The 12,004-nt window shown below is 70.3% G+C and carries 14 protein-coding genes (1 of these 14 only partly in view); 7 read left to right on the top strand and 7 right to left on the bottom strand.

Going from position 1 to position 12,004, the window contains the following annotated elements:
- The 6 genes from mqnP to BXU09_RS05850 all read left to right on the top strand — a co-directional run.
- Nucleotides 1–509: the 3' portion of a menaquinone biosynthesis prenyltransferase MqnP gene (gene mqnP, locus BXU09_RS05875; protein ID WP_230273048.1), read on the top strand. Its footprint begins 358 nt before the window's first position; the window shows 509 of its 867 coding nt (coding positions 359–867); its start codon lies off the left edge, out of view; it ends in the stop codon at nucleotides 507–509.
- Nucleotides 491–823, top strand: a complete 333-nt coding sequence (locus tag BXU09_RS05870) for a hypothetical protein (RefSeq protein WP_078301158.1) — start codon at nucleotides 491–493, stop codon at nucleotides 821–823. The genes mqnP and BXU09_RS05870 overlap by 19 nt, the downstream gene beginning before the upstream one ends.
- Before the next feature lie 205 nt (nucleotides 824–1,028).
- The gene (locus tag BXU09_RS05865) at nucleotides 1,029–1,484 is read left to right on the top strand and encodes a hypothetical protein (RefSeq protein ID WP_055362103.1); all 456 of its coding nucleotides are present in this window, start codon (nucleotides 1,029–1,031) and stop codon (nucleotides 1,482–1,484) included.
- Between the two features lie 200 nt (nucleotides 1,485–1,684).
- Nucleotides 1,685–2,275, top strand: coding sequence for an adenylate/guanylate cyclase domain-containing protein (locus BXU09_RS05860; protein WP_078301155.1), 591 nt, complete (start codon nucleotides 1,685–1,687; stop codon nucleotides 2,273–2,275).
- A gap of 49 nt (nucleotides 2,276–2,324) precedes the next feature.
- Nucleotides 2,325–3,002, top strand: coding sequence for a response regulator transcription factor (locus BXU09_RS05855; RefSeq protein WP_010887388.1), 678 nt, complete (start codon nucleotides 2,325–2,327; stop codon nucleotides 3,000–3,002).
- 173 nt (nucleotides 3,003–3,175) lie between these two features.
- A complete protein-coding gene (locus BXU09_RS05850; protein ID WP_078301153.1) occupies nucleotides 3,176–4,801 on the top strand; it encodes a HAMP domain-containing sensor histidine kinase in 1,626 nt (541 codons plus the stop codon).
- Between the two features lie 83 nt (nucleotides 4,802–4,884).
- Here the strand turns inward: BXU09_RS05850 and argR are convergent, their stop codons facing one another.
- The 5 genes from argR to BXU09_RS05825 all read right to left on the bottom strand — a co-directional run bounded on the left by argR (nucleotide 4,885) and on the right by BXU09_RS05825 (nucleotide 9,273).
- Nucleotides 4,885–5,355: an arginine repressor gene (gene argR / locus BXU09_RS05845; RefSeq protein WP_055362102.1), complete on the bottom strand. Its 471-nt coding sequence runs from the start codon at nucleotides 5,353–5,355 to the stop codon at nucleotides 4,885–4,887.
- Nucleotides 5,356–5,383: 28 nt separating this feature from the next.
- Complete coding sequence (gene coaBC / locus BXU09_RS05840) at nucleotides 5,384–6,646, bottom strand: bifunctional phosphopantothenoylcysteine decarboxylase/phosphopantothenate--cysteine ligase CoaBC (RefSeq protein WP_276205832.1); 1,263 nt, start codon at nucleotides 6,644–6,646, stop codon at nucleotides 5,384–5,386.
- Nucleotides 6,647–6,755: 109 nt separating this feature from the next.
- Nucleotides 6,756–7,400, bottom strand: a complete 645-nt coding sequence (gene phoU / locus BXU09_RS05835) for a phosphate signaling complex protein PhoU (RefSeq protein ID WP_055363786.1) — start codon at nucleotides 7,398–7,400, stop codon at nucleotides 6,756–6,758.
- A 161-nt stretch (nucleotides 7,401–7,561) separates the two neighbouring features.
- Nucleotides 7,562–8,482: an ATP-binding protein gene (locus BXU09_RS05830; RefSeq protein WP_078304789.1), complete on the bottom strand. Its 921-nt coding sequence runs from the start codon at nucleotides 8,480–8,482 to the stop codon at nucleotides 7,562–7,564.
- A gap of 101 nt (nucleotides 8,483–8,583) precedes the next feature.
- Entirely contained in the window at nucleotides 8,584–9,273 is a 690-nt protein-coding gene (locus tag BXU09_RS05825) for a response regulator transcription factor (RefSeq protein ID WP_078301152.1), read from the bottom strand.
- A 238-nt stretch (nucleotides 9,274–9,511) separates the two neighbouring features.
- Here BXU09_RS05825 and metK point away from each other — a divergent pair, with 238 nt between their 5' ends.
- Entirely contained in the window at nucleotides 9,512–10,723 is a 1,212-nt protein-coding gene (gene metK, locus BXU09_RS05820) for a methionine adenosyltransferase (protein WP_078301150.1), read from the top strand.
- A 59-nt stretch (nucleotides 10,724–10,782) separates the two neighbouring features.
- Here metK and coaD read toward each other — a convergent pair whose 3' ends face one another.
- Both coaD and BXU09_RS05810 read right to left on the bottom strand, forming a co-directional pair.
- Nucleotides 10,783–11,334 carry a pantetheine-phosphate adenylyltransferase gene (gene coaD / locus BXU09_RS05815; RefSeq protein ID WP_078301149.1) on the bottom strand — a complete coding sequence of 184 codons (552 nt, stop codon included), beginning with the start codon at nucleotides 11,332–11,334 and terminating at the stop codon, nucleotides 10,783–10,785.
- 12 nt (nucleotides 11,335–11,346) lie between these two features.
- Nucleotides 11,347–11,940 carry an RsmD family RNA methyltransferase gene (locus BXU09_RS05810; protein ID WP_078301147.1) on the bottom strand — a complete coding sequence of 198 codons (594 nt, stop codon included), beginning with the start codon at nucleotides 11,938–11,940 and terminating at the stop codon, nucleotides 11,347–11,349.
- Nucleotides 11,941–12,004: the final 64 nt, after the last annotated feature.

The raw sequence follows: 12,004 nt of genomic DNA, 5'->3' as shown, positions 1-12,004 counted from the left end.
TGTTCCTGATCGGCTACCCGTACACCAAGCGGTTCACGTGGCTGTGTCACGCGTGGCTGGGCGTGACGGACGGCGCGGCGGCAGCCGGCGGGTGGATCGCCGTGACCGGCGAGTTCGCGCCGGGCGCCTGGGCGCTGTGGGCGGTGGTGATCTTCTGGATGATCGGCCTGGACGTCATCTACGCCACCATGGACCGTGACTTCGACGTGGCGAACGGCATCCGGAGTATCCCGGCCCGTTTCGGGATCGCGCGGGCGCTGCGGATCGCGGCGGCCAGTCACGCCCTGACCTTCGCGCTGCTGCTGCTGGTGGGTGTCCTGACCGGCGCGAGCTTCTGGTACTACCTCGCGGCGCTGGTGATGGGCGGCATCCTGCTGTTCGAGCACCGCATCGTGAACCCGGACGACCTGGCGCGGGTGAACGTGGCGTTCTTCGACGCGAACATGTGGCTGGCGCTGACCATGCTGGCCGGCGTGATCGCGGACGTGACGTGGCGCACCCTGACCTGACGGACCTGCGGGCGCTGGTCCCGCCGGCCGCCGCGCGGGCCTTCGCGGACGGGGACGACCGCCTGACCGCCACGCTGCTGCAACGCGCCCGCGACACGCACCCGCCGGGCACGCTGGCCTGGGCGGTGCTGGAACGCCTGCTGGGACTGGCCTTCATTCACGTGCAGCGCGAGGTGGAAGGCACCTTCGCCCTGGAACGCGCCGACGCGATTCTGGACCGGACGTGCCCGCCCGGCGGCCTGGGTCGCCCGGACCTGGACTGGTTGGACCTGGACGGGCTGGACCCCGACTGGTCTGATACGGACTCCGATTGAATGGGCTGCAAAGACCGTTCAATCCGAGCGGATGCGAGTGGGAGAGAAACGGGTTCCGGACGTGGAGCTGGCAATCCGGTGAAGTTCCGGATTGTCAGCGAAACAAACGGAATCCGTATGAAGCGGGAGAGCCCGGCCCGACCTGACCGGCCGGAAATCCCCGGAACCCTGCCGGCCGGGGCGGATGCGGTAGACTCGCCGCCATATGGAATCTGTGCCCCGGAGTGCCGCGTTGACGCTGGAAACGTCCGAACGGGAGTTTGCCGGGCGCTTCGAGGAGTTCGCGGCGTCCGGCGTGCTGTACCCGCAGCGGGAGGGCAGTCCGCTGCTGGAGTTCGCTTCGGGCGGGCGGGTGCTGTACCTGTTCGACCGTTCCGGCCCGTACGCGGCGGTGCCGGGCGAGGCGCGGGTCGTGGTGCATGGGGTGCTGGACCCGGCCTTCACGCGCCTTCTGCCGGGACCGGCGGCGCAGGTGCTGACGGTGCTGGGCGTGTCGGGCGTGGAAGGGCAGGGCGAGGTGCTGGCCGTGCGGGGCGCGGCCGTGATCGTGCAGGCCCGGATGCCGCTGGTCCTGGGCTCCTTCGAGGCTTTACCCGGAGTGCGTCCGGGGGACTGGCTGGCCTTCCGGACCCTGCCGCCGCTGCACGGCTTCCTGATCTGACCGGACGGCCCGGCCGGGTGGGTGTGAGGCGCAGGTGGTATTGACCTCCTGGCGCGGTTTTTTCGGTTTTTCACATCTGATCGCCCGGTGTAACCATGACAGTTACGATTTCGGTGTGTGAGGGGCGCAGGACCGTTTGACGTCGCAGGATTCACCCCTGGCAGGTCCCCCCACCTTCAGGCATGATGAAGGCAACTGTTATGGCTGATCTTCTGCTTCCCCTTCCCGGTGCCCACGACAGCACCCTGGCGTGCCTGGTGATGGTCGACCTGGTCGGCAGCACAGCCATGGCCACAGCGCTTCCGCTGCGCAATTACCAGACACTCATGCAGGAATTCGTGCAGGTCATGATCCTGAGCCTCGAGGCGCGCGGCGGTCAGGTGCTTCAGCATCAGGGGGACGCCGTGCTCGCGTGGTGGCCGCTGGAGCAGGCCAGCGCCGCCTGCGTCGCGGCGGCCGAGGCCCACGACCGCGCCGCCCGCCTGACCCTGGCTGCCCAGCTGGGACAGCGGCTGCGTCTGCGGGCCGGTGTGTCCGGCGGCGAGGTGATCATGGGCGTCGTGGGCGGCCAGAACAGCGCCTACGGCCTGCCGGTCAACTACGCCACGCGCCTGTGCGGGGCCGCCGAGCCCGGCCAGACGCTGCTGTGCGACTCGGTGCTCGGGTACGCCCGGGAACTGCCGACCCGGCCCTACCAGCCGCTGCACCTGCGGGGCTTCGGTGACAACTGCCGCGCTCACCTGCTGCGGCCCCTGCCGGCGCCCGGTCCGCGCGCCGCGGATGAAAGCTGATTAAGCACCCCGGCCCTCTTCTCATGAGAACGGTCCATAGACTGGCCGTATGGAACGTAAGCCCCTGGTACTTGTCATCGAGGATGAGAAAGACATCGCTCGATTCATTGAACTCGAACTCGCCGCCGAGGGGTACGCCACCGAAGTCGCCTTCGACGGCGTCACCGGGCTCTCCAAATTCCGTGAAGTCAACCCCGACCTCGTCATCCTCGACCTGATGCTTCCGGTCCTCGACGGCCTGGAGGTCGCCCGGCGCATCCGCAAGACCAGCAACACCCCGATCATCATCCTGACGGCCAAGGACGGCATTCAGGACAAGGTCGAGGGCCTGGACAGCGGCGCCGACGACTACCTGATCAAACCGTTCTCCATTGAGGAACTGCTGGCCCGCGTGCGCGCCCACCTGCGCCGCGTGAACCCGGCCGTGACCGGCGAGGTCCGCGTGGCCGATCTGGTCATGAACCTCGACGGCCGCGAGATCTTCCGGGGTGGGCGCCGCGTGGAACTGTCCGCCAAGGAGTTCGAGCTGCTGGAACTGCTGGCCCGCAACCCCGGCAAGGTCTTCTCCCGCTTCGAGATCGAGGAGAAGGTCTGGCCCGAGTACACCGGCGGCAGCAACGTCGTGGACGTGTACATCGGCTACCTGCGCCGCAAGCTGGAAGAGGGCGGCGAGCGCCGTCTGATTCACACCGTGCGCGGCGTCGGCTACGTGCTGCGCGAGGAGTAACCCAGGCACCCGCGGCCGCAGACCAGCCCGTCCCGACCGGTGGGGCGCGTGGTCTGCGGCCGCTCTGCATCCCCCGCGTTCCTCATGGCCGGGTGAGGGTGACTCATGAGGCGGCCCGGTAGACTGCCGCACATGCCCGCCCTGCCCGCCCCCACCCGCCCCAGCAGGGACGCATGACGCTCCGCTGGCGACTCACGCTGTTCTACACGGCGCTGCTGGCGCTGCTGCTGACCACCGTGGGCGTGACCACGCTGTACCTGATGCGCAGCAGCCTGATCGCCGGTCTGGACAACGACCTGCGCGGCACGTACACGCAGTTCACCAGTTACGTGCAGAGCACCCGCGTGTCCGATCAGCTGTCGTTGCCGCTGGACGCCAACCGCAACGAGCCGGATCAGGTGCCGGACGCCCTGATGCTGGCCCGCTACCAGTTCCCGAACTCCAGTCTGGCGCTCGAACAGATCGACGTGTACGACCGGCAGACGCTGCTGGACTCGCTGGAACGCGCCCGCACCCCCGAGGACCGCGAGGCGCTGTTCGGCACACTCCGCGCCCTGCGGGACGCGTCTCGCCGCTCGCTGGGCGTCGACACCGAGAAGCCCATCGCGCTGTCCGAGGCGGAACTCGCGGCGCTGATCCGTTCCAGTGGCGGGCAGCTGTTCCTGAACCACCCGGTGCAGGAACCCTACCGGCCCGCCCCGACCATGATGCGCCTGATGGTCGTCCTGACGCCGCTGTCGCAGGGCCTGCCGGGTCAGGAGGTGCCCGGCAGCCTGCTGGGCACCAGCGACGGCCTGAGCATCGTGTACGTCGCGCGGTCCCTGACGACCGTGGAGGACACCCTCCTGAAACTGCGGAACGTGATCCTGCTGCTGTTCGTGGTGGGCCTGCTGACGGCCGGCAGCGGTGCGTACGTGCTGGCCGGGCAGGCGCTGCAACCGCTGCGCCGCGTGCAGCGGGCCGCCGAACGCATCGGCGGGCAGACCCTGACCGAGCGCGTGCCAGTCCCGCAGACCGGCGACGAGGTCGAGTCGCTCGCCACAGCGCTGAACGCCATGCTGGGCCGCCTGGAGGACAGTTTCGACGCGCAGCGCCGCTTCACCAGCGACGCCAGCCACGAGCTGCGCACGCCGGTCACGGCCATCAGCGGGCACGCCGGGTACCTGCTGCGCCGCACCAACCCCAACGAGCAGCAACGCGAGAGCCTGCGGATCATCCAGAGCGAATCCGAACGCCTGACGAACCTGATCGCCAGCCTGCTGCAACTGGCCCGCAGCGACAGCGGCGCGCTGGTCCTGACGCGCGAACCGATCTTCGCGCCGCTGTTCCTGACCGAGATCACCCGCGAACTCGCGCCGCTGGCGCAGGCGCAGCACACCACCCTGAACACCACCGGGCAGGACGTGACCTTCGAGGGCGACCCGGACCGCCTGAAGCAGGTGATCATCAATCTCGTCAGCAACGCCCTGAAGGCCGGCGCGCAGACCGTCACGCTCGACAGCCGCCCCGTGGACCGCCCCGCCACCGGCATCCCCACCGTACGCCTGAGCGTGCAGGACGACGGGCCGGGCATCCCGCAGGGACAGCTCGAACGCCTGTTCGACCGCTTCTATCGCCTGGAGGACAGCCGCAGCCGCGACCAGGGCGGCGCGGGCCTGGGCCTGAGCATCGCGCGCGGCATCGTCGACGCGCACGGCGGCCGCATCTGGCTGGAAAGCGAGGTCGGGCGAGGCACCACCGCCTTCGTGGACCTCCCGGTGGGCAACGTGCCGGTCCTCGACGAGGAAGACGTCCCGTGACCGGGAGGTGATGGTGAACGGTCGATGGTTGATAGAGGGGCACCCCCTTCTATCAACCATCAACTTTCAACCATCATCCGCTGTTATCCCAGCATCAGGGCGTGGAATTCCTCCATGATGATTTCGGCCTCGGCGGTGGTGCGGGCCACGACGAAGATGGTGTCCTCGCCGGCGATGGTGCCGACGATGTCGTCGCGGCGGACCCGGTCGAGCAGCAGTGCGACGCCGCTGGCGTGTCCCTCGGCGGTGCGGATGACCAGCATGTTCTCGCCGCGGTCCACGTCGTGCACGAAGTTCTGGAAGAGGCGGGCGAGTTCCTCCTGCGCGCCGACATGCCCGGTCGTCTGGGCCAGGGCGTAGCGGTGGCGGCCCTTGCCGACCGGGAGGCGCACGAGGCGCAGTTCGTTGATGTCGCGGCTGACGGTCGCCTGCGTGACGCGAATGCCGTCCGCCTGGAGGCGCTCGACGAGTTCTCCCTGGGTGCTGACGCTCTCGCGGGCGATGATGTCCTGAATGCGTTTCTGACGCTGTTCCTTGCTGAGCGGTCCCGGCATTCCTCCCATGGTATGCATATTCAGTGAATTATTCAATGGGCGGGGTGATAGGGGCAGTCGCTGGTGCGCCCGTCCGACCCGGCAGGCGCCGCGCCGCCTCATCCAGCAGCCGCCGCGCCACCTCGCGCTTGCTGACGCGCGGCCAGTCCTCATGCGAGCCGTCCGGGCGCACCAGCGTCACCTGATTGTCATCCCCGCCGAACGCCGTGCCCTCGCGCGTCGGGTAGTTCAGCAGGATGAAATCCGCGTTCTTGCGCTGCGCCTTCAGGGCCGCGCGTTCCACGCCCGCGTGCGTCTCCATGGCAAAGCCCACCAGCACCCGGTCGCCCTTCTCCTGGCCCAGTTGCGCCAGGATGTCCGGGTTCGGTGTCAGGTGAACGGTCACGTCGCCCGCCACCTTCGCCTGCTTCTCGCCGCTCTGGGTGGCCGCGCGGTAGTCCGCGACCGCTGCCGTCATCACCACGATGCCCGCCGCGCGCGCGGCCTCCACCACCGCGTCCCGCAGTTCCAGCGCCGACTCGATCCGCACGACCCGCATGCCCGCCGGGTCCGGCAGGTTCACCGGGCCGGTCACCAGCGTCACGTCCGCCCCCCGGTCGCGCGCCTCCTCGGCCACCGCGAAGCCCATCTTCCCGCTCGACGGGTTGCTGATGAACCGCACCGGGTCCAGGTACTCGCGGGTCGGGCCGGCCGACACGACCACCCGCACGCCCGCCAGATCCCGCACCGGGGCGGTGGGGGAGAGCAGGGCCAGCGCCGCGTCCGCGATGTCGCCCGGCTCACTCATGCGGCCCACGCCGCTGCCCTCGCCGCGCGTCCCGAAGGCCCCGACCTCCGGCCCCAGGAACGCGTGCCCCCAGCCGCGCAGGGTCGCCGCGTTCGCCTGCACCGCCGGGTGCATCCACATCAGTTCGTTCATGGCGGGCACCCACAGCACCGGCCCACGCACGCTCAGCAGTGTCGCCAGCGCCAGCTCGTTCGCGTGTCCGTGCGCCGCGCCCGCCAGCAACTCCGCCGACGCACCCACCACCACCGCCACGTCCGCCCGCGCGTGCGTCAGGTGCAGCGCGTCGGGCCGGGCCTCGAACCAGTGCTCATCGGTCCCGACCGGCCCGTCTGCCGCCGTACTCAGGCTGAGTTCCGTGATGAACGCCAGCGCCGCGCGCGTGGCGATCACCTGCACCGCCGCTCCCCGCTCGCGCAGCCGCCGCAGCACCGACGGGGCCTTCACCGCCGCCATGCTGCCACCCACGATCACCAGCACGGTCGGCCCGGACTTCAACGCATTCACGCCCCACAGGATAAGGCCCAGGATTCCCGCCACGCGGCTCCCCAGGCAGGCCGCTCCATGAAACACCGCCCCCCCGTTCCCGGAAGGGGCGGCCCACCTGCGCCCGGCGTCAGCCCTCGCGCTGTCCGGTCACCCAGTAACGCACGCGCTCGGCGATGTTCTCCATGTGGTCGCCCACGCGTTCCAGGCTGCGGCCCACCCGCATCAGCATCAGCGCCTTGCTGATGTTGCGGGGATCCTCGAGCATGTACGTGACCAGTTCGCGCTGGATCTGCTCGTACAGGTCGTCGACCTCGTCGTCCATCTGCACAGTCGCCTCGGCGCGCGTCACGTCGCGGTCGGCGATGGCGGTGCGCAGGTTCTCGCTCATCTCGCCCAGCCGCTCGAGCATCCGCGCGAGGTTCACGTAGCGCTTGAGTGCCGGGGCCTGCGCGAGTTCCGCGCCGTCCTCGGCGACATGCACCACGTAATCGCCCATGCGCTCGATGTCGCTGAGGCTCTTGAGGATCAGCGCGACCATCCGCAGGTCCCGCGCGACCGGCTGGTGCAGCGCGATGATCCGCAGGCACTCGGCCTCGATCTGCGCCTCCTGCGCGTCCACCTCGAGGTCCAGGGCCTTGACTTCCGGCAGGCGGTCCACGTTCTCACGCAGCAGCACGTCGGCCGCCACGGGCAGCATCCGCTCGACCGTGCCGAGCATGTTCAGGGCGCCGTTCAGGACGGCACGTAGATCGTTTTCAAGGGCTTCACGCATGGGAACTCCTGTTCATGAACGTACCACCCCGCAGGGGGCAGCGTGTCAGAGGGTGGTCAGTGTGGGTGGTCAGTGTCGAGGCCGGCGGCGGGCACGCCGCAGGCGGGAAACGGCCCCGCGCGGCGACCGGGCAGGGGCAGGGAGGTCGGAACGGGGCGACGTTACAGGCCCAGGCCTCCCACACCGGGCAGCGTGAAGCAGAAGGCGTTCGCGTCGCCGCGCCGCTCGGCCCACGCCTGCCCGCCCCAGCCCTGCACGATGCTCCGGACGATGTACAGGCCCATGCCGCTGCCCTGCCCGGTCGCCGCTCGGCCCCGCGTGTGCGCCCGGAACAGGTTCTCGGTATCGGGAATCGGGGTGCCCCGGTCGAGCACGCTGACTTCCACCCAGGTGCCCCGCTCGGCCGTGATCACCTCGACGTGCTGGCCGGCCGGGCCGTACTTCAGGGCGTTCTCGATCAGGTTCAGCAGCACCTGCAGCAGCTTGTCGGGGTCGGCGCGCACCAGATGATCCGCGCCGAACGTGAGGGCCGCGCCGCGCGCGTGCAGGTCCGCTTTCAGCAGCCGCTCGGCGCGCGTGAACGCCTCGGCCAGCGGCAGCGTCCGCGCCCGCGTGGGCCGGAACCCCACCGCGAGGTCCTCGACCAGCCGCGCCAGCCGCTCGGTCTCCTGCAGGCCCTGCCGCACGAAGTTCTGCGACAGGTCGCGCGGCATGTCGTACTCCAGCGCCTCCAGCACCCCGCGCAGCGCCGCGACTGGCGTGCGGAACTCGTGGCTCAGCACCGCCGTCGCCTCGCGCAGTTCCGCCTCGCGGCGGCGGTGTTCGGTGACGTCCTCCACGATCAGCGCGCCCTGCTCACCGCTGCGGGTGGCCGCGCAGCGCAGGGTGCGGCCCGTGACCTCCAGTTCCAGTTCACCGCCGCGTTCCAACAGCGTTTCCAGGGTGTGCCGCCGCACGACCTCCAGCACAGGGCGGCCCAGCGCCCGCTCGTGCGGCACCCCCCACAGCCGCGCGGCCGAGGCGTTCACGCGCGTCACCAGTCCCGCGCGGGCCAGCAGCACCGCCTGCGGCAGCGCGTCCATCCAGGCGTCGTCCGGCGCGCGGTCTGCCGTCTCCGGCGGGGTGGCGTTCGGGGTGAGGCGCGCCGCCGGGCCGGGCGGCAGGCCATCCGGTGCGGGGGGCGTCACGGTGCGTCCGTCCAGGGGCGCATGCGGTAGCCCTTGCCGCGCACCGTCTCCAGGAAACCGGGACGGCTGGGATCATCTCCCAGGTGGGCGCGCAGCTGCGTCACGTGCTGATCCACCGTGCGCTCGCCGCCCAGGAAATCCGCGCCCCACACCCGGTCGAGCAGTTCCGTGCGCGAGTACACGCGGCCCACGTGCTGCGTCAGGAACGCCAGCAGGTCGAACTCCCGGCGGGTCAGGTTCAGGCGGCTGCCGCTCACGCGGGCCTCGGCGGCCCCCACATCCACGGTCAGCGGGCCGTTCGTCATGGTGGGCGGCACCTCCGGCTGCGTGCGCCGCAGCAGCGCCCGCACGCGCGCCACCAGTTCCGCCGCCGAGAACGGCTTGGTCAGGTAGTCGTCCGCACCGGATTCCAGGCCCTCGACCCGCTCGGCCTCGGCGGCGCGGGCGGTCAGCATCAGCACCGGCAGTCGGCGCAGTTCCGCGTCGCCCCGCAGGCGGCGCAGGAAGCCCAGCCCGCTCTCGCCCGGCAGCATCCAGTCCAGCACCAGGGCGTCGGCGCCGTTCAGGGCGTCCAGCGCGCCCGCCGTGGACTCCAGGGCCGTGACCCGCAGCCCCGCCCGCTCCAGGTGAAAGCGCAGGACGTCCCGCACTGTTCCCTCATCCTCGATGACAACGACGTGGCTCATTCACCTCATTCTGAGCCCTCCGGTCAGGCCCGTGTCAGCTTCCGGGCGTCTGGCGTGACAGGCCAGACCCTGCCCTTTCGTCCTTTTCACCCCCGGCGCGGTGCGGTACGCTGCGGATCGACACGGCCTGTCCCGCCCGGTTGATCCGGCCCGGGCAGCGCCGCGCCGTGCGGGGACCGCAGCGACATCCCTCTCCAGGCGGTTCTGTGAGACGCCCCCCCGCACGCAAGGAGCCAGTATGCGGAAATACTACACCTCGGAATCGGTGTCCGAAGGGCACCCTGACAAGCTCGCCGACTTCATCTCGGACAGCATCCTCGACGAGTTCCTGCGCCAGGAACCGACCAGCCGCGTGGCCGTCGAGACCCTCCTGACCACCGGCATGGCCGTCGTGGCCGGCGAGGTCCGCGCCGAGACCGCCCACGTGGACGTGCAGAAGACCGTCCGCGAGGCCGTCAAGCAGGTCGGTTACACCCGCGCCAACTACGGCTTCGACGCCGAGTACAGCGCCGTGCTGGTCAGCATTCACGAGCAGAGCCCCGAGATCGCCACCGGCGTGGACACCAGCGAGGAGTGGCGCGCCATGACCCCCGAGCAGCGCGCCGACCCGGCCAACGCGCACTCCATGGTCGGTGCGGGCGACCAGGGCCTGATGTTCGGTTACGCCACCGACGAGACCCCGGAACTGATGCCGCTGCCCATCAGCCTCGCGCACAAGCTGACGCGCCGCCTGGCCGAACTGCGCAAGGACGGCACGTTGCCGTACCTGCGTCCCGACGCCAAGGCCCAGGTCACGGTCGTCCGCGACGGCGAGCCCCACGAGGCCACCCAGACCCTGGTGGACACGGTCGTGATCAGCACCCAGCACAGCGAGGACGTCACGCAGGAACAGATCCGCGCCGACATGCTCGAACACGTCATCCGCGCCGTGATCCCGGCCGAGTACCTGACCGACGACACCAAGTACTTCATCAACCCGTCGGGCCGCTTCGTCATCGGCGGCCCGCACGGCGACACCGGCCTGACCGGCCGCAAGATCATCGTGGACACCTACGGCGGGGCCGTCCCTCACGGCGGCGGCGCCTTCAGCGGCAAGGACCCCACCAAGGTCGACCGCAGCGCGGCGTACTACGCCCGCTTCATCGCCAAGAACGTCGTGGCCGCCGGACTGGCCCGCCGCGCGCTGGTCGAGATCGCGTACGCCATCGGCCGCGCCGGACCCGTCAGCCTGCGCGTGGACACCTACGGCACCGGCACCGTCAGCGACGAGCAGCTGGCCGCGCTGATCGCCGCGCACTTCGACGCCCGCCCGCAGTCGATCATCGCGGAACTGGACCTGCAACGCCCCATCTACGCGCAGACCGCCGCCTACGGCCACTTCGGCCGCCCGGAGTTCCCCTGGGAGCAGACGCCCAAGGCCGGGGCCCTGAAAGCCGCCGCAGGGCAGTAACGACGGGGTGAAAGAGGGGGCCGGACACGCCAGTGGTGTCCGGCCCCCTGCCTGTGTGGTCAGCGGCCCGACTGTTCCTGCTGCTGCGCCTGCCTCTGCTCCTGTTTCTCGGCCTCGCGTTCGGCGTACACGTCGGCGTGCTTGCGGCGCAGCGCGGCGGCACTGGCACGCGGGACCATCTCGCTCACGTCACCGCCGTAACTGGCGATCTCGCGGACCATGGAGCTGCTCACGAAACTCCAGCGGGTGGCGGCCATGATGAACACCGTCTCGGCGTCCCCGATCTGGCGGTTCAGGTGCGCGATCTGCAGCTCGTACTCGTAGTCGCTGACCGCCCGCAGGCCGCGCAGGATCACGCTGCCGGGCTCCTGGCGGGCCATGTAGTCCACCAGCAGGCCCCCGAAGGTGTCCACGCGGACGTTCGGGAGGTGCGTGGTCGCCTCGCGCAGGATGTCCATGCGTTCCTCCAGCGTGAACAGGTGGCGGCCCTGCTTGCGGGCGTTGTGCATGACCGTCAGGGTCACGTGGTCGAAGATCTTCGCGGCGCGCGTCAGGACGTCCATGTGCCCGCTGGTGATGGGGTCGAACGACCCGGGAAAGACAGCGTTCATAGCCCCGTCACCTTACCCTACTTCCGCCGCGCCTTCATGGCCGCCCGCCTCGTCCGTGGGTTCTTCGGTCGGTTCGTCGGTGGGTTCGTCGCGTTCGTAGATGGTCAGGCTGTTGCTGCCGTACTCGCGGACCTCGCGGGTGTAGCCGGCCTTCTCGGGCAGGCGCGTGCGGTCCGGGTGCTGGCAGATCAGCAGGCCGCCGGGCCGCACCACGTTCCGGGAGAGCAGGTTCGCGGCCAGCGCGGGAATGTCCACGTCGTACGGCGGGTCGCTGAACACGATGTCGAACGGCCCCAGCGCCGGCATCAGGCTCTGCGCGTCGCCCTTCAGGATGCGGGCGCGCAGGCCCAGCGCGCGGGCGTTCGCCTCGAGGGCCTTCACGGCGCGGCCGTCCATCTCGATCAGCGTCACCCGGTACCCCCGGCTGGCGGCTTCCAGACCGATGGCGCCGCTGCCGCCGTGCATATCCAGGAAGGTGCCGTGCGGCAGTCGCGCGGCCAGCAGGTCGAACAGGCTCTTGCGGATGCGTGCGCCGCTGGGCCGGGCGCTGTCCGGTACTTCCAGCGCGCGGCCCTTGGCGCTGCCGCCCAGAATGCGCAGGCTCATACGGGCTCCGGGCGGGCGGGGCAGGGGAGAAGGGAAGCAGTCATCCCCACAGGATACGGGCTTG

Origin of the sequence: Deinococcus sp. LM3, assembly GCF_002017875.1 — a bacterium.
Taxonomy (GTDB): Bacteria; Deinococcota; Deinococci; order Deinococcales; family Deinococcaceae; genus Deinococcus.
The sequence above is the reverse complement of the archived record's forward strand: the minus strand, read 5'-3'. Positions and strand labels throughout refer to the sequence as shown.